The sequence below is a fragment of the Acinetobacter pittii ATCC 19004 = CIP 70.29 genome (assembly GCF_000369045.1).
In the GTDB taxonomy this organism is placed as follows: domain Bacteria; phylum Pseudomonadota; class Gammaproteobacteria; order Pseudomonadales; family Moraxellaceae; genus Acinetobacter; species Acinetobacter pittii.
In genome coordinates this window covers 251,416-274,183 of record NZ_KB849797.1, presented here as the reverse complement: position 1 = coordinate 274,183, position 22,768 = coordinate 251,416, and the positions used below count along the sequence as shown (strand labels likewise).

The following is a 22,768-nucleotide window of genomic DNA, read 5'->3' as shown; positions in this document are numbered from 1 at the left end:
ATTTATTATTTTATTTGGGGCGGTTCATGATCTTGGCTGGTATTAAGTCACGGACAGATCATGGGGCGAAAGGGTATTATTATGCTCGATACACGCTATCAGATTTTTATTTCAACATCTGGCCGCGACATGCAGCCAGAGCGGATGATTCTGTCTCAAACCTTGGTAGGGATGGGTTTCTTTGCTTGGGGATTAGAACATCGAACACCCCTCACCACTACACTTGCACGTCGACAAATTGATGAATGTGATTATGTAATCCTACTTTTAGGCAGCCAGTATGGAGAGCAGTCGATTTCTGGTGTGAGTTATTTATCTTTAGAGTATGAATATGCGTTAAGTCAGGCTAAACCTATTATTGTGTTCATGCATGAGCAGCCCGAAAGTCGTGAAATACGTTTACAAGAAACACATCCACAGCTTAAAGATAAATTTCTCGCATTTAGAAAAAAGTTACTACTTGATGTAAATCATATTTTTTACTTTAAAACTCCACGTGAACTAGAGCTGGCTGTCCGTTTAAATATGCCTTTAATGGTTGAACAGCATATAGGACAAGGTTGGGTTCCTGCTCATCAGGCTCATCACTTAGAAGATGAAATTAAGTTATTAAAAAGTAAAATTTTACAGTTAGAACAACAATTAGCAGAATCATCAGCTCAAGTAAACGAAGTTGCTCCCCAAGACGTTTTTGCATTTGAATATCAAATTCAAGCATTTCAGGATGGGAATTTTAAAGAGCTTAAACGACAACGACAAATGACTTGGTCGCAGTTGTTAAGCATATTGGCAAAGCAGTTTGAAACAGCGACACCAGAAGAGAATTTTGGGACATGTTTAAATGAATATTTGAATCAGGCTGGCCTAGAAGATGCTCGTCAGGAGTTACCTCGTGCTCATGCTGTTGCCTGCGCTCAGATTAACCATAAGGCATTATTTCGGATTAAAAAGCAAATGCAGTCACAGGGCTGGATTCTTCCAATTCAGACTGAACAATCCTATAGCTTATGGAAAGTCACAGCTAAAGCTCAAAAGTTATTACTTAGCTATAAATGGAATCATCGGGGCATTCGATTAAAAGCTTAGAGCGATTCAATTTATATATGACAATAAAAGCTGTTACATTAGTGACATAAGATGAATTGAAAGGCATTTACACATGTCGTTTGAACAAAAACCGAAAGTCACAGTCATTTTAGCGAATTTAGGTACACCGGATGAGGCCACTGTTCCTGCGGTTCGCCGTTTTCTAAAGCAGTTTTTATCTGATTCACGTGTAATTGAAATACCGAAATTCATTTGGTGGATTATTTTAAATCTGTTTGTTTTACCTTTTCGCCCAAAAAGGGTAGCACATGCTTATGCTTCGGTATGGTCAAAAGATTCGCCGATGCGTGAAATTGTGTTTGAGCAAACTCAACGTATTGAGGCTTATTTGCAGCGAGAAAATAATCAGTTTGATTTAACCGTGATACCGGCGATGACCTACGGTAATCCGGGTATTGACGCAGTTTTAGAAAAATTGGCGACTAACCCGCAAGAGCATGTCATTTTATTGCCTTTATTTCCTCAATATTCCGCAACGTCTACAGCGCCGTTATATGATGCATTTGCCAAGTGGATTCCAGCTCAGCGGAACTTGCCGGGTTTAACGATTATTAAAGACTACTATCAGCATCCAATGTTTATTCAGGCATTGGCAGAAAGTGTTTTAGCTTATCAAGAGCAACATGGTAAGCCTGAAAAACTGTTGATGTCATTTCATGGTATTCCACAGCCTTATGCAGACAAAGGCGACCCGTATGCAGACCGTTGTCGCATCACAGCAAAGTTAGTAGCTGAAGCCTTACATTTGAAAGATGATGAATGGGCGATTAGCTTTCAGTCACGTTTTGGAAAACAAGAGTGGGTTAAACCATATACAGACCAACTTTTACAAGATTGGGCGAAGCAAGGCGTTAAGTCAGTACAGGTATTAAGTCCAGCTTTTTCTGCTGATTGCTTGGAAACACTTGAAGAGTTAGCTATACAAAATGCTGAGTTGTTTCAAGAGTCGGGTGGCGGAAGCTATTCTTACATTCCTGCTTTAAATAGTGATCAGGCTCATATTGATTTGCTTGCAGGGTTAGTTCAGGCTAATCTTGATGCCCTTACTTATACCTTAGCCCACCGTTAATTGCGTTTTAGCCAGAGGTTCTTATGCTGCAAGTCAAAATTGTTCCAGTTACTGCATTTGCTCAAAACTGTTCCCTTGTTTGGGACAGTGAAACGAAAGAAGCAGTTTTGATTGATGCGGGTGGTGATGCTGCTGTTTTGAAAAAAGAAGTTGAAGCCTTAGGTCTAAAAGTGAAGGCTCTGTGGCTAACTCATGGGCATTTAGATCATGCAGGAGCAGTAGGCGAGCTTGCCAAAGAATGGAGCGTTCCTGTTATTGGTCCACACAAAGAAGATCAGTTCTGGCTAGACATGATTCAGGAAGTATCAGCACGTTATGGCTTTCCAATTCCACAACCTGTCAAAGTCGATCAATGGCTTGAAGGTGGTGAAGTACTAAAACTGGGCGAAGATGAATTTGAAGTACGCTTTGCACCGGGGCATACGCCAGGTCATGTGGTTTTCTATAATAAAAACCATGGCTTACTTTGGACAGGCGATGTTCTGTTTAAAGGTTCGATTGGGCGAACAGACTTCCCACGTGGAAACCATGATCAGTTGATTGAATCGATTAAACGAGAGTGTTTTAGTTTGCCAGATGATACTCAGTTTATTTCGGGACATGGTCCGATGAGTACCATTGGCTATGAAAAACAATTTAACCCGTTTGTCGCGGGTAAAGCAGGTTAATCCTCGTAATCATCTTCATTTTGACTACCCTTGTTATGCTGAGGCGCATCTTGGGTAGGCAGTCTATACTCATCATTTGCCCAAGCACCTAAATCAATTAATTTACAGCGTTCAGAGCAAAATGGACGAAATTCATTACCTTCCCAAACACTTGGTTCACCACAACGTGGGCAGGGGAATGTACGTGGCATAAAGCGATATCCTCAAAGTGAAGAGAAATAGATTAGGCAAAAGTCAGGTGACTTGTTAGACTTATGCCGATTTTTATTTAGTTTGATGTGATTATGCAGATTCGTCAATTTCAAGCACAACGTATGCAAGCGCCTCGCGATTTTACCCCAATTGAAAATACCCCGATTTGTGTAGAAATTGGAGCGGGCAAGGGTAAACATGCTTTGCTTTTTAGCGGGCAACAGCCGCAGCACACATTGTATGCAATTGAACGAACCCGAGAAAAATTCTTGGCAATGCAAAAACAGCATGGTCTGGAACCAAGAGATAATTTAATTCCTGTACATGCAGATGCTTTACCGTGGGTGGTACATGCACTACATCCTGCTCAAGTTGAACATTTCTTTATTCTCTATCCAAACCCAGAACCCCATAATCCAGCACAGCGCTGGTTGAATATGCCATTTTTTGAGTTCTTAATCTCTCGTCTGCAAACAGGTGGAACCATTACTTTGGCAAGTAATATTCCTGAATATATTGAAGAAGCTGAACAACAATTAATTAATGTCTGGAAGCTGCCTTACCAAAAAGAAAAAATTGCTCAAACATCTGCACGTACTCATTTTGAAATTAAGTATTTGGAACGTGGAGAACTTTGCCAACAGCTTGTGATCACTAAACCTGAAGGTTACAGCACACGTTTTGATGGGTTTACCCCATTACAAGGTCAAGTGCATGGCGAATAAGCGGGTTGCCATTATTGGTGCGGGGCCGGCTGGTTTAATGGCAGCTGAGGTACTGAGCCAATATGCTTATGAGATTGATGTATACGAGCAAAAGCCTTCAGCTGCACGTAAGTTTCTGATGGCAGGTAAAACGGGGTTAAACATCTCGCATGCTGAACCATTAGCGCAGTTTATTGAGCGCTATGACCATGCAGAATGGCTCAAACCGTGGGTTGAAAAGTGGGATGCAGTCTGGATTCAAAACTGGATGGAAAATCTGGGAATTGAATCTTATGTGGGTACTTCAGGTCGTATTTTTCCTGTCGAAATGAAAGCGGCACCTCTATTACGTGCTTGGCTAAAACGTTTGGCAGAACAGCATGTTAAATTCTTTTATCGTCATCGTTGTATTAATTTGCAAGGCACAACGGTAACTTTAGAAAACCAAAATAATCAAAGCACTGAAACCTTTACCCAGCAATACGATGCAGTAGTATTGGCTTGTGGTGCTGTGTCTTGGTCACAATTAGGTAGTGATGGTGCTTGGCAGCAATGGATGGATCAATCCAATATTGAACCTTTCCAGCCAAGTAATGCAGGTGTACTTCACACTTGGTCAGCTTTTATGGAAAGCTGTTTTGGTGAACCTTTAAAACGTATCAATGCATGGGTTGATCCTAGCCAGATTACTCATGGCGATATTGTGATTACTCACTATGGTTTAGAAAGTGGTGTTATTTATAAACTTGGACGTGCCTTAAGAGAACAACAAAAACAAGGGCAAAGCTTAAATTTGTTTTTAGATTTATTGCCTGATGTAGAGTTCTCACAGTTAATTAAAAAATTGCAGGCTGGTAAAAAACAATCGCTCACTAATATCTGGCGTAAAGCAGGCTTAGACACGGCCAAAATTAACTTAATTCGAGAAGTTGTTGATAAAGCACTATGGAACCAACCAGAGGCTATGGCTCAGCGCATCAAAGCGCTTCAAATTAAGCTAGAGGGGTTTAGACCCATTGAAGAAGCGATTAGCTGTGCTGGTGGTGTTAAGCAGAATGCATTAAGTCAAAGCTTAGAGCTTACACAAACCTCAGGTGTTTTTTGCTGTGGTGAAATGCTCGATTGGGATGCTCCTACGGGTGGATATTTACTTACAGCATGCTTTGCTACAGGGCGAGCGGCTGGTGAAGGTGTGCATTCATTCTTAGAGAAATAACAGGATAATTTGGTGCTATGTTTGATATGTGAAAAGTGTTATTTTTGAGCGATCAATAATAATAGGATTTACGAGAACATGTCTCAAGCATCATCAGTTTATCAAGGAAGTTGTTTATGTCAGGGTATTCGCTATGAAATTAAAGGCGATATCGGAGATATTATTCAATGTCACTGTCAACGCTGCCGAAAAGCCAATGGAACAGCATTTGCAACGAACGCTCCTGTTAAAAGTACAGATTTTAAAATTACCCAAGGTGAAGACCTTGTCAAAAAATTTGCTGTGAACGGGGTATATCGTTGGTTTTGTAGCGAATGTGGTTCACCGCTTATTAGCTCGCGTGATGCTCAGCCTGAATTATATCGCTTAAGAATTGGGACACTTGATACACCACTAGACAAAAAGCCGACAATGCATATATTTGCTGCTTCTAAGGCTGAATGGGAAAGTATTTGTGACAATTTACCGCAATACGATGAACGTCCATGATTTTAAAAAGTATGTTTAAATCAAATTCAAGATGATCTAATATACTTAAAACAGGGAGATGGCATTCTTCCCTTGAAAAACCGCCGTATTGGCTAATGATGCCTACGTTACCCTCATGTATTTATATCGCTGGGTACGTAGGTTATTGCGTACTCTGCTTATTTTTGGAGTACGCTGTGTCATATTTCCCTTCATTATTTTTTGCTCTTTTAGCGTCTATCTAAAGGGGTGGTCCTATGTATTACTCTCTACTTTCAATTGCTTTAGGCTCAGTTCTAGGGGCATGGTTGCGTTGGTTTTTAGGTTTAAAACTTAACCCGATTTACCCGCAAATTCCACTGGGTACCGTCACTGTTAATTTGGTCGGTGGTTTTATTATTGGTTTTGCAGTTGCCTATTTTGCTCAAAGTGATTTAAGTCCGAACTATAAGCTTTTTGTGATTACTGGTTTTTGTGGTGCTTTAACTACCTTTTCAACGTTCTCGATTGAGATCGTCACTTTATTACAAAGTGGTAAGTTGGGTATGGCGATATTGGGGATTTCCATCCATTTAATTGGATCATTAATTTTTACGTGTTTGGGGTTAGCGACTTATCATTGGGTAGCGGGGCATTGAGTTTTTATATTTAAGAATTGACCATGATTTCAAGTTGTGAGAGCTCATCGAAGTTGAGTGTTGGGTAGGATTTTCACGACGGAGTCTTATCGTTGAGTTATCTAATGGAAGCAGCTAATTAAGTTACTTTGGTTTTGCCCAAAGTAACCAAAGGCATCTGTCATTCGCAGAACCTGTTCACTGAATCCATTTATCTTATGCTTTGCAAAAACGATCTTTTATTGACACCACGCAGGCTGCGAATGACGTTATCGCGTATCGAATGTAAGGGGCTAATAAAATAATTAAGAAAAATAAGGCATTTACTATCGTGACAGACGGCATGGATGCCGTCGTTTCGCTGTGCTACATGGATGTAGCATCAGCGCAACAAAGGATTTTTGTTACTTTTCATCCTTGAAAAGTAAGCTTAGCCTATACAATCCATCATTTGGATATCACTTCCATTTAAGGCAATGCTCATAATAAAAATTAAGTCGTTTCTATTATTTATTTAAATCTATTACTTTTCAGTTAAAGCTTGACCTTCAAACTTCACACCATCCCAACCATTTTGCATAAACTGACGAATATTTGGGTGGTCAGTTCCCTCTGGGGTAGCTAATACAGATGCGTAGTGCTCTGCAAATAAACTTAAAGTTTGTGCTTGGTCTAACCCTTGTAACTTGGCAAAAGAGAAAACTTTTGCACTGCCTTGATTTTCAGTAGCAGCGTTATGCTGTGCACCATTTTGAAAAGCCGTTGGAGTATGTTGGTAACGTGCTTCAATATGAGCTAAAACGTCTGAAAATTTTGCTGTGCCTGCTTGTAATTGGGCAAGTAACTCTTGTGCCATAATCTTAAACTTCCTATCAAATGGGGCTTAAGCATAGCATTGAATACATGCTTTGAAAGCTTGGCAATTATAAAAATTGAGGAGTTATTGAAAAAAATCAGAAGTGTTTTTAGACAACTTGTGGATAAGTTTTCTTTTATACACAGTTTATAAATGATGAAAAATACACATAAAAAAAGAAGCCTAAGTGGAGGAGATAGTCTTAGGCTTCCAATGATTTAAGTGTATTGGTCAAATCTTAACGCAAGATTAACTCTTACGAGTAAAGCGAGCGAAACGTTTATTGAAGCTTGCTACACGGCCTTCGTTACTTGCTTGACGTACTTCACCTGTGTAGAAAGGGTGTGATGCACTTGAAATATCAAGAGTGACATAAGGGTAGACTTTCCCTTGATACTCTTTGGTTTGTTTAGACTGAAGAGTACTACCAATTAAGAAGTACACGTCTGCATTGGTGTCATGAAATAACACTTGTTGATAAGCAGGATGAATATCTTTACGCATGAGAGATTGTCCTAAATTATTTTTGATTAAAGAAATGTTATAACATAACAATTAAAAAGTCAATGTAACCCATAAAAGGCTACACTGATCAGTAAATTAAGTTAGTTAGAAGGTGGAACAAGCTCTTCAAATAGATCGTTTAGATTGTCATGAACTTTTAAGTGAATCAGGTTCCAGTAATGTCCTGAAATGGTTCTGTTGACCATTAAAGTATCTGGTGATGGTTTAAAGACATCCCAATACTTCAAAGATTTTTTCACAAGTAACATGCCATCATGATGTGATGAGTTCTCTGCAAAATTATAAGTGGTGGTAAGCGGACGTAACAATACTTCAATCCAGAGTTTATATAGATCACTCGGGAATTTGCCTTTTTCAGCAAGTGAATGTAGTTCAAATAATTCTGTTTCGATCAAATCGATATTTTCATGGCGAGCTGCATTTACTAAGCGTTTAAAGTGCTGCACGATTTCATTTGAAAGCGTTTTAACACTGCCATAGTCATAAATAATGACACTGCCATCTTGGCGGAAAGCAAAGTTACCCGGATGAGGGTCACAGTGAAAACGTTTTAAAAAGAACATTTCCTGACCTAAAGCACGAATCAAGCGGCGTCCAATGGTATTTCGAATTTCGATAGGCCAAGCGCTGGCAGTTTCAATGCTGTCACCTTGTTCGAGACTCAAGGTTAAAATACGTCTTGAAGAGTAATCTTTATAAACAGTCGGGATGATAATTTTGTCATCTAATTGGCTATGAAATGTTTTGAAAACTTCAAGGTTTTGAGCCTCGATTTCATAGTTAAGCTCTGCTGACAGACTATCTTGAATCTCTGCAAAAAGCTGATCTTGTAGCTTTTTATCAATTTTAAGCACACCCATTAAACGAAGTGCCAAACGTACTTGTTTTAAGTCACTTTCACAGGCTTCATCAACACCCGGATATTGCACTTTAACAACAACTTGCTCGCCACTTGGCAAGACAGCTTTGTGAACTTGTCCAATTGAAGCAGCTGCAAAAGGTTCTTGATCAAAAGATTTAAAGGCAACATTCAGCGGCTTTCCAAGCTCACGTTCAACTTGTTGTTGAATAGCAGCAAAGGGCATAGGTGGAGCTTGGCGCTGTAACTTAGAAATTGCTTTAGCGACCTCGGGTGGGAAAATATCTTTATATTGTGATGCAATTTGGCCGACCTTCATGACGGCACCTTTCATTTCGCCTAAGGTGTCGGCAATTTGCAAACCAATATCCTGAAATAACTTGGTTTTTGAAGCCAGCTTTTGTTCTTCATCTGCGGTCAAGTTTCGAATCGAGTTAGAAACGGTTTTCGTTGCAATGCTCGCGGTCATTCCTGCAAGTTTCATAAATCGTTTGCCGGGTGAACTTGCATTCTTTGCCATATCTTCGATACCTCATTGACTACAACATAATATTGCCTAGTTTTGATCATAGGTGACAAAGCTTAAAAAGCCTATATGAAATTGTTTATCTCATGTAAGAAATTTTTCGAAAAACAAAATGTTATTTTTATAGTAAAAAATATGAAAAGCTTGTGAAAATCCATTTCATAAACAAAGCTTTAATATCTATAAAGTGCCTGTTTTTTTGGTGGTAATGTGAATGACAGGTTAAATAAAAATAGAGATAACAAAAGTTATGACAAGTTTAAGTTCGGCCCATGGGCGGTCTCAGGCGGTTCCTTTATCTGTGTTTGAGCAGTCAAAAGATGCGCATATTATTCGTTCTGATGAAGAGGCAATTGAGCTTGCCAAACAACTTGCTCAAGAGTTTGCACAAGAAGCATCTGAGCGAGACAAAGAGCGCCGTTTACCTCTAAACGAAATTCAACAGTTCTCACAAAGTGGCTTATGGGCTATTACGGTTCCCAAGCAATTTGGTGGTGCCCAAGTTAAATATCGAACCTTGGCTGAGGTCATCAAAACAATTGCGAGTGTTGACCCATCTCTTGCACAGCTTCCTCAAAATCACTTGGCTTTTATTGAACATTTACGCCTTGATGCAGGCCCAGAACAACAACAATTTTTCTTTAACTTAGTGTTGAGAGGGATTCGTTTTGGCAATGCCTTTTCAGAAAAACATAGCAAAACGGTGGCTGACCTCACTACCACATTACGAAAGACCGAGCACGGTTATGAAATTAATGGCAAGAAGTTTTTTGCAACAGGTGCATTGCTTGCGCATTGGGTTCCTATTGTCGCTGTAAATGAAGAGGGGCAACCTTATGCGGCGCTAGTTCCTCGGGAAACTTCAGGGGTGAATATTATTAATGACTGGTCTGGTTTCGGGCAAAGAACCACGGCCAGTGGAACCGTTGAACTTAATCAAGTTCCAGTACGTGAAGAATATCTAATTCCGATTTATCAGGCTTTTGAGCGTCCTACCCCAGCAGGTGCAATTTCACAATTTATTCAAGCTGCTGTTGATGCTGGTATTGCACGTGGCGCAATTGAAGAAACAATTCACTATGTCAAAAATCATAGTCGTGCATGGGTCGATTCAGGTTTGGAAAAAGCGAGTGATGATCCCTATACGATTGCAAACATTGGTGATTTAAAAATAAAACTTCGTGCGGCAGAAGCGGTATTAGATTTAGCAGGAGATGCGATTGATCAAGCGATTGCCGACACGACAGAAGAGCATGTAAACCAAGCCACATTACTGGTTGCTGAAGCAAAAGTACTCACTACAGAAGTTGCGATTTTAGCAGCGAATAAGCTTTTTGAGTTGTCTGGAACACGGTCAACCTTGTCTGAGCTTAATCTGGACCGCCATTGGCGTAATGCGCGTACTCATACCTTGCATGATCCAGTGCGTTGGAAATATCACATTGTCGGTAATTACTACCTCAATGGCATCCATCCACCTCGTCATGCATGGAGCTAAAGTGAAGAAAAAATAAGATTAGGAGAATAAAGATGACGATTACCCAAATTGAATTAGAAGAACTATCTGTAGGCGCCGATTATGAAAAGGTCGCAAGTAGATTTCGCCCAGTTTTTGAAAAAATTGCCCAAGGTGCAATTCAGCGAGAAAAAGAACGAATCTTGCCTTTTGAACCGATTCAGTGGTTAAAAGAACTCAAGTTAGGTGCGGTACGTGTTCCGGTTAAATATGGTGGAGATGGGGTGTCATTACCGCAACTTTTCCAGCTTTTAGCAGAGTTAGCACAAGCAGACTCGAATATTGTGCAAGCTTTGCGTGGACACTTCGCTTTTGTTGAAGACCGCTTAGTTGCCCATAAAGAGCACTCACAAGAGGTTTGGTTTCAGCGTTTTGTACAAGGTGATTTAGTTGGGAATGCATGGACCGAAGTTGGAAATGTGCAAATCGGTGATGTCGTTACACGAGTAACCAAAGATGCTTCGGGCAACTTGGTAGTGAATGGTGAAAAGTACTATTCAACGGGAAGTATCTTTGCTGACTGGATCGATTTATTTGCTTACGATGAAGTAAATGACCGCCATGTGATTGCTGCTATTTATCGCCATGAAACAGGCGTGAGTGTGATTGATGATTGGGATGGCTTTGGTCAAAAGACGACGGGTAGCGGTACTTTAAAAGTACATCAGGTTCACTTGCCGGCTTCGCACCTTATTCCATTTGACCAGCGTTTTAAATATCAAACTGCTTTTTATCAAGTCGTCCATCTTGCAACTTTAACGGGTATTGCACATGCGGCAGTAGAAACTTTTAGTCAGGAGATTCGTGAGAGAAAACGTATTTTTAGTCATGGTAATGGAGACATTGTTCGTCATGACCCACAAGTTTTACAGGTGGTGGGTAAAGCCTCTGCTCAAGCTTACGGAAGTCTAGCAATTACGATTAAAACAGCTGAAGCATTGCAGAAGGCTTATGAAAGTCACTTTAGTGAGTTAGAGGTGAAAGAACATCAGTTTAATGTAGATGCAGAGCTTGAGTCGGCGCAAGGACAGGTGGTGATTTCTAATTTGGTACTCGACTTAACCAGCCAATTATTTAATGCTTTGGGCGCGTCAGCAAGTAGTCAGGTCAAACAACTCGACCGTTTCTGGCGTAATGCTCGAACGGTGTCTTCACATAATCCGCTCATCTATAAAGAAAAGGTGATTGGAGATTGGGAAGTAAACCGTACCGATTTGCCCTTTGTCTGGCAAATTGGAGCAAGCCCGCGAGCCAAGTCTGCATAAAATAAAAAAGCCGATGAATAATCGGCTTTTTTATTAGGTTTTGCTTAAACGTTTGGTATTTAAATAAAGCCTTGAAAGTAATAAAACACAAGCAATGCTTAAACCAATAATTAAGCCTAACCATACGCCAGCTACACCCCAATGGGTATAACGTGCTAAATAAAGTCCGATAGGAAAAGCAATCACCCAATATGCCATGAGTGTAATCCACATCGGTGCTTGCGTATCTTGCATCCCTCTTAAACAGCCTGCGGCACTCACTTGCAATGCATCCATCAGCTGATAACCCATTGCAAACCAGAGTAAATACATGGCAACAGGAACTACATCTATATCTTGAGTATAAACCGAGACAATTTGTTCACGACCTAGAGCAATAAAAGACATGGTCAATAAGGCAAAAAATATTGCCGTGCTTAGACCAATCTTTTGGACTTGGTACATCGAAGCCCAGTTCTTTTCACCATAATAGGTTCCCACACGAATGGTCAGGGCAATCGCAAGTGAAAGCGGGATCATAAACAGCACAGAGGTAACTGAAATTGCAACTTGATGCGCTGCAATAAAGACTTCACCTAGTGGGCTAAGTACCAATGCACCTGTACTAAAAATACTGACTTCAAAGAACACGGCTAAACCGATGGGTAGGCCAAGCTGTAAGATTCTTTTTACCCAAGTCAGGTTAATTTTATCGAATCTGCTAAAAATAGACGTGTTACGGTAAGCCGAAGCTTTATAAATATAGCCAGCTAAAGTAATTAGCATGAGCCACTGTAAAATGGAGGTTGCAAAACCACAGCCTGCGCTACCTAATGCAGGTATTGGCCCTAATCCATGCATAAAAATCATGTTTAAAGGGATTAAAACCACTAAGGCCAGTAAACTAATGACCGTTACAGGACGTGGATGGCCTAAAGCCTCAGAATAACCGCGTAGGGCTGCGTACATGGTCACAGCTGGCATGCCTAAACCAATCGCATGTAAAAATAAACTTGCTTTAGGCTGTAAGCTTTTTGGTACGCCAAACACATGTAAGAAAAACGGCATAAGCTGCAAAATGAGCATAGCCATTACGCCTAAAATGATGGCGACCCATAAGGATTGACGAACAATGACAGGAATTTGTTCTGTATTTCTTGCGCCCTTTGCTTCAGCGACCAAAGGTGTAGTTGCAATCATAATGCCACTGAACAGGAGCATGACTGGGATCCATAAGCCCACACCTACCGCAATTGCTGCTAAATCGGTTGCAGATAAATGCCCAGCCATAATAGTGTCAATTAACCCAAATCCCGCTTGAGCAAACTGGGTAATTAAAATCGGTAGCATTAAGTGGAAGAGTTGTTTTAATTCAGACCGAAAAGATGTGACATTCGACACAAAAGGTACTCTTTTTAAATATAAAAATGAAGCTAACGTTGCAAAGTGAGTAACACACCGACAAAGATGATCACGCCACCCAGAAACCGTTGCCATGTAACAGGTGTCTTTTCTGTACCTAACCAACCAAAATGGTCAAGCAACATTGAAATGAGCAATTGCCCAAAAACGACTAGCCCTGTAAAGGTTAAAAAACCAAGTTTAGGTGCAGTATAAATGCTCATGCTAATTGCATAAACCCCAAGGAATCCTCCTGTCCAAAGAAGCCATGGAATATTTGATATTTCACTTAAAGAGGGCTTTTCGGCACTTTGGAAAAAAACCATAACGGCTAAAACAATAGTACCTATGAAAAATGATAATAAAGCTGCTTGCAACGGTGAGTGTAGTTGCTCGCGCAGTTGAGCATTGATTGCAGTCTGAAAAGCCATGGCAACACCGATTCCCATAGCTAGAGGTAAGATCAGGAAAAGTTGACTAGAGAATTTCATCATTTTTATCAATATTTAAGTATGTTTAAAAACAGTCTAAAGCAATTAAGGTATGTTTTCATAAGCCCATTGATGCAGTCATGTTAAAATAGAAATATTGTGTAAATTGGACCTGCTCCTTGGCCGTATTAAATCCTGCTTCTGTTCCTTTATCTTTATATATCCATATGCCTTGGTGCGTGCGTAAATGTCCATATTGTGACTTTAACTCGCATGCCGTACCAGATGGAGCGCTTTCGGCAGAACTCGAGCAAACCTATTTAAAGGCGTTGGTGGCCGACTTTGAAACTCAAGTTGAGATGGCTCAGGGACGTTCAATTCATAGTGTATTTATTGGTGGTGGAACGCCTTCACTTATTTCTGCTAAAGGCTATGCGTGGCTGTTTGAACAGCTTAAGTCATTGCTCAAATTTGAAGATGGCTGTGAAATCACCCTAGAGGCAAATCCCGGAACACTAGAACATGATCCGTTTGCAGGCTATTTAGAAGCAGGTATTAACCGTTTATCGATTGGTGTGCAGACTTTTAATACAGAGCACTTGCAAAAGCTTGGGCGTATTCATTCAGTCAACAATGCTATGGATGCAATTGAGCAGGCACGACAAGCAGGCTTTAAGCGAGTTAATGTCGATTTAATGCATGGCCTACCTGAGCAAACGCTAGAGCAAGCACTTTATGATTTAAAGATGGCTGTAGAGCATGGCGCGACACATATCAGTTGGTATCAACTGACTATTGAGCCAAACACCATATTCTTCCGTACGCAGCCCGTTTTACCTCAAGATGAGGTGTTAGAAGATATTCAAGAGCAGGGTGAAGCTTATCTAAAAGCCAATGGTTTTATAAATTATGAAGTGTCGGCTTGGCGTAAAGAGCAGCCTTCAGCTCATAATTTAAATTATTGGGAATTTGGTGATTACCTTGCGATTGGTGCAGGGGCACATGGCAAAGTAATCCGACCAGATGGTGTATATCGTTTCCAAAAGACTCGTTTGCCAAAAGACTATTTGGCTAAGGTTCCAGCCGAACATTTGCAAATGAAAAAGATTGAGGCAGAAGAGCTACCTTTTGAGTTTATGATGAATGCTTTACGTCTAAATGATGGTGTAAAAGCTGAGTTATATGAGCAGCGTACAGGTTTAAGCCTGGGTCACTTAAATGAAGTACTCACTTCTCTACGAGCTAGAAAACTACTGGTAGATGATGTTTCCCGTTTAGCCTGTACGGAGCAAGGCCATATTTTCTTAAACTCAGTGCTTGAAGAGTTTTTATAATTAAACAAACTAAAAGCCGCGTCATCAGATGCGGCTTTTTTTATTTTAGCGAGTGGTATAGCCGCCGTTTGCAAAAATAGTCTGTCCTGTAATCCACCAACCATCAGTTACCAAAAAGCGAACTAGAGGTTCAATATCTTCAATTTTGGTGAGTCCACCTAAAGCTGAAGCTGATTTATGGTAAGCCACTGCTTCGGCAGATTCCTGACCATAAAAGAAAGGTGTATCCATAGGCCCAGGTGCAACAGCAGTCACAGAAATCTGACGATCACCAAATTCTTTTGATGCAGCACGTGTGTAATGCTCAACAGGTGCTTTTAAACCTTCATAGGTTGAATAGAGTCCAGTGTAGGCTGCAAGAAGAGAAGTCACGATTGAACAAATCTTGCCGCCGTCATTTAAATGACGACCTGCCGATTGAATAAAGAAATAGGCAATTTTTGAGTTGATATCGCTCATGCTATCAAACTCTTGTTCTGTGGTATCTAAAAAAGATTTCTTTAAAACCTTTCCAACTGTATTAATGGCAATATCAATTCCGCCAAAATGCTGCTTAGTGTCTAAGAATAGCTTTTCGATATTATCAATATCCGTTAGGTCTGCCTGAATTAAAACGGCATCTACACCGAATGCTGTTACATCTGCAAGTGTCTGTTCTGCATCTGCTTGAGTTTCAGCGCTATTGTAGTGAATTGCAATTTTTGCGCCTTGTTCTGCAAACCTGCGGCTAATCAGTCCACCTAAGTTTTTTGCACCGCCCGTAATCAGTACAACTTTATCTTTCAGAGTATGAGTTGTCATGATGGTTGTTCCTATGATGACTTGTTTTAATGTGTTTTTAGTCTAGATTGGCGGTAATTTTTGATCAATTATGCTAGTTTGGTTTAACTATTCAAAAAATACGAACAATTAAATGGATCGGTTGCAGCAATTTTTTATTTTTACAGAAGTCGCTAAACGACAAAGCTTTAGTGAAGTGGCAAATCAGCTTGATTTACCTCGCTCGACAGTAACGAGTGCTATTCAACAGTTAGAAACTCACTATGGAGTACGCTTATTTCATCGTACTACGCGTAAAGTAAGTCTCACTCAAGATGGACAACGAATATTACCTGAGTGTCAAAATCTATTATTTGATTATGAACAGCTCGAACAGCTTATACAGGCACAAAAGCAGCATTACCGTGGCACGCTAAAAATTTCAATGCCCAGCCGAATCGTACACCAAGTGATTATTCCTGAACTTCCCGATTTTTATAGTCGCTATCCAGATATCCATTTACAACTTCATAGCTCTGATGACATCACTGACTTAATCGAGAAAGGAATCGATTGTGTTGTTCGGGTGGGGCAGCTAGATAATAGTAGTTTAATTGCGAAGTTCGTTGGTAACTTGATTATGGTGAACTGTGCAAGTGCTGACTATTTAGAACAGTACGGTATTCCTGAACAATTAGAAGATCTATCTCAACACAAACTCATTAACTATGCGGGAGCCGTAGGAGAAAAACAGGGCGTATTTTCATATCAAGATGGAGCTGTGATGATGGATAGTGCTTTAAGCGTGAATAATACGGAAGCCTATATTGCAGCGGCTATTGCAGGTTTGGGAATTATTCAACTTCCATACTACGATGTTCAGGATAAAATCGAGCAGGGAACTTTAGTTGAAGTACTAAGCGCCTATACTGCTCAATCGCTTCCACTTAATATTTTATATCCGAACCGGAGTTATATTCCTAAACGTTTGGAAATCTTTATGGAATGGGCTAGGGATGTTCTATATAAGAAGTGCATCGTCATCTTTTAGTCATAAAACTAAAATACATTAACAATAAAAAAAGCCTCTCGAACTGAGAGGCTTTTTAGAATTTGGTGGGTCGTCCGCGACTCGAACGCGGGACCAACGGATTAAAAGTCCGCTGCTCTACCAACTGAGCTAACGACCCAAATAGGTTCAAAACAGATAAGTGGTGGGTCGTCCGCGACTCGAACGCGGGACCAACGGATTAAAAGTCCGCTGCTCTACCAACTGAGCTAACGACCCAAATAGGTTCAAAACAGATAAGTGGTGGGTCGTCCGCGACTCGAACGCGGGACCAACGGATTAAAAGTCCGCTGCTCTACCAACTGAGCTAACGACCCGTATCGTTTTGATGTCGCGTATTTTAGCAAGTTATTCAACTAACACAAGAGGAAATTTAAAAACATTTGCATGATTGCCTATAAAAAGCACGATTTCCTCTTGTTTGGCTAAAAAATGAACTAAAAACGGTATTTATATGCCTGAATGTTGTCAAAAATTTCAGTTGTGATGTCACAGTAACTGCTTTCACCAGGCAATAAAGCGAGTAAACGTTCAGAAGTTTTGCTTGGATTAAATGCATCTTCCTTCAATTTATTCTTTTGGTACTTAAAAGTACCTGTGGTTTCAACTTTAGCCTGTATACGTAAAAACACTGGTACCGCATAAGCAGGTAAGCATTTTTTAAATACAGTCACCATTTCTGTTAAGTCAGTGTCATTTAATTCAGCACCATCAGCAAGTGTGATTGCTGCCATACCTGCACGACCATTGGTATTTGGAATTTCTACGCCATAAACCACAGCTTCAGCGATCTTGTCATATTCACACACCATGTTTTCAACTTCTGTGGTAGATACATTTTCGCCTTTCCAGCGGAAGGTATCACCTAAGCGGTCAACAAACTGAGCGTGACGGAAACCAATATTACGAACAAGATCACCTGTGTTGAAATATGAGTCACCTTTTTTAAAGACATCTTGCAGAATCACAGATTTGTTCTTTTCTGGGTCAGTATAGCCATCAAATGGAGAGCGACTGGTAATTTTACCTACCAATAAACCGACTTCACCTGCTTTAACTTTTTTGCACCAGCCATTTTTATCGCGTACAGGCTCATTCTTTTCTTTATCAAATTGAATGACTGCATACGGCATAGGGGAGAAGCCTACCGTATTATCAAAGTTGAAAATATTACTAAAGCCGACATTGCCTTCACTTGAAGCATAAAGTTCAAGAACTTCTTCAACACCAAAACGCTGTTTGAATTTATCCCAGATGTTCGGACGCATGCCGTTACCAATCATTTTGGTTACACGGTGAGCACGGTCAAGCTCTGTAGTTGGAGCATCCATTAAGTAACGGCAAAGTTCACCTACATAACCGATTGCAGACGCATTAAACTTCTGAACATCTTTCCAGAAAGCACTGGTTGAATATTTACGTCGAATGGCAAGCGTAGAGCTTCCTGCAATCACTCCACACCAGCACACCACCACACCTGTTGCATGGTACAGCGGTAAAGTGACATACATCACATCATTTGGGCCAAGGTTTAAAATGTGGCCATAAGTGCCATATGCGAGTGTCCAGCGACTATGTTTAAAAATAACTGCTTTTGGTAATCCTGTTGTTCCCGAAGTATAAATATAAAACAGACCATCATTACCATGAACAGAGTGTGTGGTCGATGGATTGAATTTCGGGAATTGATCAATTTCTATTGCAAGATTGGCATAACCTTGAGGTGCCGTTCCTGCATCTTGACGAGTAGTCTGATCTGCAAACCAGTGAAAACGGTCTTTAGGAACGTTTAAGTCTTGACGAATTTCATCAATTGCAGCACGAACTTCTTCACCCGCAATGACTGCAATTGGTTTTACAAGATTGATACTATGAGCGAGAACTTTACCGACTTGAGATGTATTTACAAGCGCAATCGTTACCCCAATTTTAGCTAAGCCCACAATAGTGGCAATAAGCTCAGAACGGTTCTCAACCATTACGGCAATCACATCACCTTTACGTGCGCCGAGAGATAAATAATAGTGAGAAATCTGGTTAGCCCATTCATTTAAAGCTTCATATGAGTAACTTTGATCTTCAAATAATAAAGCAATACCTTTCGGATTTCGCTTAACAGCTTTCTCAAAAGCTACACCTAATCCAGTTGGTGTATTTGCTGTTCTTAAATAAGCCTGTTTAAGACCATTCAGGATATGGGGTACTTTGGGAATGAAGCTAGGAAGTCTAGTGGCAACATCCCCAAGCGTAATGATATCGGTCTGTGTTGTCTGGCTCATATCAATCCTATTTATTTTTCGATCAATCCAAAAAAGGTTGCGTTGGCAAAAGTACAGTATTTTTCATGGTTCACCATGCTTTTAAAACTTTTCTTCTAGTGCAATCAACCTAATTGGTTAAAAATAACAAAAAAAACCTAGTCATCGAAATGACTAGGTTTGTTTAAATTAGCTGCAATTGAGCAAATGATTTACTCAGCTACAGGATTTGCTTTCTTTGGTGGACGGCCGCGAGGGCGACGAGGACGACTTGGTTTGTCCTTATCAGCTTTAGAATCTTCTGATTCACTCTCGGCAGGAGCTTCAGTTGGCTCTACAGCTTGTTCTGTAGCTGCTTTGGCTTTTGCAGCTGCTTTTGGCTGTTTTGCAACCGGAGCCTCTACTACAGGTTCAGCTGGTGTCTCTTCTACATTAGCTACTACTTCAACTTGCTGATCAAGCTCAAGCGGTTGTTGTTTTGATTCAACAGGTGCTTGTGTTTCAGCAGTAGGAGCAACAACGGCTTCTTGCACAGTCTCAGCTACAGGGGCAGCTTCTTCTGGTGCAGAATGTTGTTTAACTTGCTCAAAAGCTTGTTCAGCTGCAAGTTTCGCTAAACGACGGCGTTCACGCGGATCATTAGCAACTCGTGGTGTCGCTTCTTTTGGTGGCGTCAATGGAAGTACTGGCGCAGGTTCTGCTTCTTGTGAAGGCTTATTGCTTGGAAGCTCGGCATCACGAGTAACAGGCTTTTTGTCTTCAGCTTCAGTTGCGACTTCAGTCACTAGAGTACTTGCGTATTGCTCTGCAAATTTTTGCAATGCACGATTGAATGTTGGAACTAAACCAAACTGTTCAATCAGTACTGTGCAGTCTTCACCGTAAACATGACGGATCAAGCTACCAATTGTATATTGCGCCAACGTTGGAATTTGCGATGGGGCAATTGATGGTGCAGCAGCTTTAGCACGTTTTGCATTGCGTTGTTCACGGCGACGCATACGAGGATCATTACTTGCACGTTGAATTTGCGGTTGAGTTTTCTCAGCCTTTGGTTGAGGAACTTCTGCTTCAGCAGTTACCGTCTCTTCCACTGCCACAACTGGTGCTGGAGCTGGTTCTTGAGTAGCTTCAACAACAGGTGCTTTTTCAGGGCGTTCAATAGGTTGCTCAGGCGTTAAAGCAATAATTTCGCTTTGTGCTTGATCAACATTGATGACTAAGGCTGTATTCATGACTTCATGCTGTGGAGCATCAATCAAATCAACCTTAATTTGTTTTTCATCAACAACTGCTGGTGCCGGCGTATTTTGATTTTCATTTAATACGCTTGGATCGCGGTGGCGATTCGGACGGTTTGGACGTTGTTGGTTATTACGGTCACGACGTGGTACAGCATGTTCAGCTTGTTGCCCATCATTTTGATGTTGTGCATGCGGCTGGTCTTGCTGTTGACGCTTTTGTTGACGTTTTAATTCACGTTGCTCTTGGCGTGATAACTGTACAACCTCTTCATGAACCTGTTGTTGCTGTGGTTCTTGATTGTGGTGGTGCTGATGTTGTTCACGTTGCTCTTTGTGCTTACGTTTTTTGTTGTTTGGACGCTGCTGTTGTACTTTATCGTCTTTTTCAACATTCTCACGTGCTTCCTGCTTAACAGGAGATTGAGAAATATAAGCATTGTTAGATGGAGCCGAAGTAACTTCAGCAACAGCTGGTGCTACAACTTGTCCAAACTGCCCACGGCTAACAGCGCCTGTATTCACCATTTGTTCAATTGCAGCAGCAGCATTTTGTGCTGAGCGAGATTGATCAACTGTTTGAGCTTGTTTTTGAACAAAAAGGTTTTCTAACCATGCACATGGGCTTGCTGCTTTTTGAGCGCTTGCCTGAGCAGCAGGTTGAGCCGCTTGATTTACTTTCTTTTGATTAGCTGCGTTATTGGCAGCAGGGGCTGCATGAGTATGGCCATGATCAGCTTCTTCTAAATGCCATTCAGAAGATTCATAACCTAACTCTTTTTCACTTGAACGAGTTGCTTCAGTACGTTCGTAGCTAGATGGGGCAAATCCATCTGGATTGTACTGAATTTCGTAGTGAGGTGTTTCTAAGTGCGGGTGAGGCAAAACAGTCACACGAACACTAGAAGTTTGCTCTAAATACACCAAACTATGGCGTTTTTCATTAAGCAAGAAGGCTGCAATTTCAACTGGAACTTCAACCTGAACTTCACCATGACGTTCACGAAGCGCGATCTCTTCTACTTTACGCATAATAGAAAGCGAAAGTGAGCGTAAGTCACGAACCATGCCTGTACCATGACAGCGTGGGCACACATAACCTGTTGCTTCTTCAAGAGATGGACGTAAGCGTTGACGGCTCATTTCCATTAAGCCAAAACGAGAAAGTTGGCCAAACTGAATACGTGCGCGATCGCTTTGAGTTGCTTCACGAAGTTTTGCTTCAACCATACGTTGGTTGCGCTCTTTAGTCATATCAATGAAGTCGATTACAACTAAACCACCAATGTCACGAAGACGAAGTTGGCGAGCAATTTCTTCTGCTGCTTCTAAATTAGTATTAAGCGCAGTTTCTTCAACGTCATGTCCACGAGTCGATTTCGCAGAGTTAATGTCGATTGAAACTAAAGCTTCGGTCTGGTCAATCACGATTGAACCGCCAGAAGGAAGTTTTACTTCACGTTCATAAGCAGTTTGAATTTGACTTTCAATACCAAAATGAGCAAACAATGGCTCGTTTAAAGTATAAGTTTTAAGTTTGTCTAATTGACGAGGCATCACTGCTTTAACAAAGTTATAAGCTTCGTTATAAGCCTGTTCGCTATCAATTAAAATTTCTGCAACATCATCACGTAAATAATCGCGGATAGCGCGAGTAACAACACCAGCTTCTTGATGAACCAGCATTGGAGAAGGACCAGAGCTTGCTGTGCCTTGGATTTGTGCCCAAAGGTCAAGCAAATGCTGTAAGTCTAACTGTAATTCTTCTTGGGTACGGCCAATACCAGCGGTACGTACAATAACGCTCATACCACGTGGTAAATTTAAAGAAGCTAGAATCTCTTTTAGCTCTTCACGTACAGAACCTGAAATTTGACGACTAATACCGCCACCTTTCGGGTTGTTTGGCATAAGAACCAAATAACGTCCTGCAAGTGAAATAAAGGTAGAAAGAGCTGCACCTTTATTGCCACGTTCTTCTTTTTCGACTTGAACAAGTAATTCAGTACCTTCAGTGATAAGTTCACGAATGTTTGAAGTTTGTCGTGGGTCTGCTTGGAAATAACTGTTAGCAATTTCGCGCATAGACAAGAAGCCTTGACGGCCTGCGCCGTATTCAACAAAAACAGCTTCTAAAGATGGTTCTACGCGGGTTACATGGCCTTTATAGATATTGGATTTTTTCTGTTCTCGGGTACGATTCTCTAAATCAAAATCGTAAAGACGATTACCAGTGATAAGTGCAACGCGGACTTCTTCTGCGTGAGTTGCATTAATCAACATACGTTTCATGGGTGTGACACCTAATAGTGACCCACACAAACATATCGCACAAACTTAAAGGTTCTGAACGAACATCGAACATGACGGATCATTTCCCAGATCTCAAAATATTTGTGGTCTGAGTCATCTGTTACCGGCTACATTTAGCCTTAGCTTCGATTCTCGTCTGTGATGTAGGCAATACTGCTTCAACCTTTAAATCGGACTTCCTTAGTGCTTCACTGGCGGGTGAGCGGTGCATTGGTTAATGACTTTCACTGTCATTGGGCGCGAAGTGACTTCTTTTGGGAAGTTTGATACGGAATGCTCATCGTATCGGTGCTTTCGGCAGTTCCAATGCATCAACGCTTTAGCCTGAAGGCAACATTAAGGAGCGATTTGTCTGATGTGTATCAGTTTACGTTCCATAACCAACTAGAGTTGGT

At 40.9% G+C, this 22,768-nt stretch carries 20 protein-coding genes, 3 tRNA genes and 1 riboswitch; of the genes, 11 read left to right on the top strand and 12 right to left on the bottom strand.

Going from position 1 to position 22,768, the window contains the following annotated elements:
- Window positions 1-81: 81 nt before the first annotated feature.
- The 3 genes from F928_RS19940 (at window position 82) to ycbL (ending at window position 2,844) form a co-directional block, all read left to right on the top strand.
- Entirely contained in the window at window positions 82-1,086 is a 1,005-nt protein-coding gene (locus F928_RS19940; RefSeq protein ID WP_016806053.1) for a DUF4062 domain-containing protein, read from the top strand.
- Window positions 1,087-1,159: 73 nt separating this feature from the next.
- Window positions 1,160-2,176, top strand: a complete 1,017-nt coding sequence (hemH, locus tag F928_RS19935) for a ferrochelatase (protein WP_005079270.1) — start codon at window positions 1,160-1,162, stop codon at window positions 2,174-2,176.
- A 23-nt stretch (window positions 2,177-2,199) separates the two neighbouring features.
- On the top strand, window positions 2,200-2,844 hold the full coding sequence (gene ycbL / locus F928_RS19930) for an MBL fold metallo-hydrolase (RefSeq protein ID WP_005045031.1): 645 nt from the start codon (window positions 2,200-2,202) through the stop codon (window positions 2,842-2,844).
- Here the strand turns inward: ycbL and F928_RS19925 are convergent.
- Window positions 2,841-3,035, bottom strand: a complete 195-nt coding sequence (locus F928_RS19925) for a DNA gyrase inhibitor YacG (RefSeq protein ID WP_002114956.1) — start codon at window positions 3,033-3,035, stop codon at window positions 2,841-2,843. The genes ycbL and F928_RS19925 overlap by 4 nt on opposite strands.
- Before the next feature lie 87 nt (window positions 3,036-3,122).
- Between F928_RS19925 and F928_RS19920 the strand changes: the two genes are divergently transcribed.
- From F928_RS19920 to crcB, 4 genes are all read left to right on the top strand, one after another.
- Window positions 3,123-3,761 (top strand): class I SAM-dependent methyltransferase, encoded by a 639-nt coding sequence (locus F928_RS19920; protein WP_080632758.1) that lies wholly within the window; start codon window positions 3,123-3,125, stop codon window positions 3,759-3,761.
- Window positions 3,751-4,956, top strand: coding sequence for a TIGR03862 family flavoprotein (locus tag F928_RS19915; protein WP_005079264.1), 1,206 nt, complete (start codon window positions 3,751-3,753; stop codon window positions 4,954-4,956). Before F928_RS19920 ends, F928_RS19915 begins: the two co-directional genes overlap by 11 nt.
- Before the next feature lie 78 nt (window positions 4,957-5,034).
- The gene (locus F928_RS19910; protein ID WP_005079262.1) at window positions 5,035-5,445 is read left to right on the top strand and encodes a GFA family protein; all 411 of its coding nucleotides are present in this window, start codon (window positions 5,035-5,037) and stop codon (window positions 5,443-5,445) included.
- Window positions 5,446-5,490: 45 nt separating this feature from the next.
- Window positions 5,491-5,557: riboswitch (Fluoride riboswitch) on the top strand.
- 124 nt (window positions 5,558-5,681) lie between these two features.
- A complete protein-coding gene (gene crcB, locus F928_RS19905; protein ID WP_002115071.1) occupies window positions 5,682-6,062 on the top strand; it encodes a fluoride efflux transporter CrcB in 381 nt (126 codons plus the stop codon).
- Window positions 6,063-6,564: 502 nt separating this feature from the next.
- Here the strand turns inward: crcB and F928_RS19900 are convergent.
- The 3 genes from F928_RS19900 to F928_RS19890 form a co-directional block, all read right to left on the bottom strand.
- Window positions 6,565-6,897: a HopJ type III effector protein gene (locus tag F928_RS19900; protein WP_005079259.1), complete on the bottom strand. Its 333-nt coding sequence runs from the start codon at window positions 6,895-6,897 to the stop codon at window positions 6,565-6,567.
- Window positions 6,898-7,146: 249 nt separating this feature from the next.
- The gene (locus F928_RS19895) at window positions 7,147-7,401 is read right to left on the bottom strand and encodes a type B 50S ribosomal protein L31 (protein ID WP_005079257.1); all 255 of its coding nucleotides are present in this window, start codon (window positions 7,399-7,401) and stop codon (window positions 7,147-7,149) included.
- Between the two features lie 101 nt (window positions 7,402-7,502).
- Complete coding sequence (locus F928_RS19890) at window positions 7,503-8,801, bottom strand: ABC1 kinase family protein (protein ID WP_002115159.1); 1,299 nt, start codon at window positions 8,799-8,801, stop codon at window positions 7,503-7,505.
- 256 nt (window positions 8,802-9,057) lie between these two features.
- Here F928_RS19890 and F928_RS19885 point away from each other — a divergent pair, with 256 nt between their 5' ends.
- Window positions 9,058-10,305: an SfnB family sulfur acquisition oxidoreductase gene (locus F928_RS19885; protein WP_002114788.1), complete on the top strand. Its 1,248-nt coding sequence runs from the start codon at window positions 9,058-9,060 to the stop codon at window positions 10,303-10,305.
- A 32-nt stretch (window positions 10,306-10,337) separates the two neighbouring features.
- Window positions 10,338-11,588: an acyl-CoA dehydrogenase family protein gene (locus F928_RS19880; protein ID WP_002115020.1), complete on the top strand. Its 1,251-nt coding sequence runs from the start codon at window positions 10,338-10,340 to the stop codon at window positions 11,586-11,588.
- Between the two features lie 33 nt (window positions 11,589-11,621).
- On the opposite strand, the gene abeM is transcribed toward F928_RS19880, so the two are convergent.
- Together abeM and F928_RS19870 are read right to left on the bottom strand one after the other, a co-directional pair.
- Window positions 11,622-12,968, bottom strand: a complete 1,347-nt coding sequence (gene abeM, locus F928_RS19875) for a multidrug efflux MATE transporter AbeM (protein WP_005079254.1) — start codon at window positions 12,966-12,968, stop codon at window positions 11,622-11,624.
- Between the two features lie 32 nt (window positions 12,969-13,000).
- Window positions 13,001-13,462: a DMT family transporter gene (locus tag F928_RS19870; RefSeq protein ID WP_005065993.1), complete on the bottom strand. Its 462-nt coding sequence runs from the start codon at window positions 13,460-13,462 to the stop codon at window positions 13,001-13,003.
- A gap of 116 nt (window positions 13,463-13,578) precedes the next feature.
- On the opposite strand from F928_RS19870, the gene hemW reads away from it, so the two are divergent.
- The gene (hemW, locus tag F928_RS19865; RefSeq protein WP_005079251.1) at window positions 13,579-14,733 is read left to right on the top strand and encodes a radical SAM family heme chaperone HemW; all 1,155 of its coding nucleotides are present in this window, start codon (window positions 13,579-13,581) and stop codon (window positions 14,731-14,733) included.
- 45 nt (window positions 14,734-14,778) lie between these two features.
- Here the strand turns inward: hemW and F928_RS19860 are convergent, their stop codons facing one another.
- Entirely contained in the window at window positions 14,779-15,534 is a 756-nt protein-coding gene (locus F928_RS19860) for an SDR family oxidoreductase (RefSeq protein ID WP_005079248.1), read from the bottom strand.
- Window positions 15,535-15,646: 112 nt separating this feature from the next.
- On the opposite strand from F928_RS19860, the gene F928_RS19855 reads away from it, so the two are divergent.
- Window positions 15,647-16,543, top strand: a complete 897-nt coding sequence (locus F928_RS19855) for a LysR family transcriptional regulator (RefSeq protein WP_005079244.1) — start codon at window positions 15,647-15,649, stop codon at window positions 16,541-16,543.
- Between the two features lie 63 nt (window positions 16,544-16,606).
- Here F928_RS19855 and F928_RS19850 read toward each other — a convergent pair.
- From F928_RS19850 to rne, 5 genes are all read right to left on the bottom strand, one after another.
- Window positions 16,607-16,682 (bottom strand) — tRNA-Lys (locus F928_RS19850).
- Between the two features lie 22 nt (window positions 16,683-16,704).
- Window positions 16,705-16,780 (bottom strand) — tRNA-Lys (locus F928_RS19845).
- 22 nt (window positions 16,781-16,802) lie between these two features.
- Window positions 16,803-16,878, bottom strand: a tRNA-Lys gene (locus F928_RS19840).
- Between the two features lie 120 nt (window positions 16,879-16,998).
- Window positions 16,999-18,840, bottom strand: a complete 1,842-nt coding sequence (locus tag F928_RS19835; RefSeq protein WP_005079242.1) for a long-chain-acyl-CoA synthetase — start codon at window positions 18,838-18,840, stop codon at window positions 16,999-17,001.
- Window positions 18,841-19,031: 191 nt separating this feature from the next.
- Window positions 19,032-22,352 (bottom strand): Rne/Rng family ribonuclease, encoded by a 3,321-nt coding sequence (rne, locus tag F928_RS19830; RefSeq protein WP_005079240.1) that lies wholly within the window; start codon window positions 22,350-22,352, stop codon window positions 19,032-19,034.
- Between the last annotated feature and the right edge of the window lie 416 nt (window positions 22,353-22,768).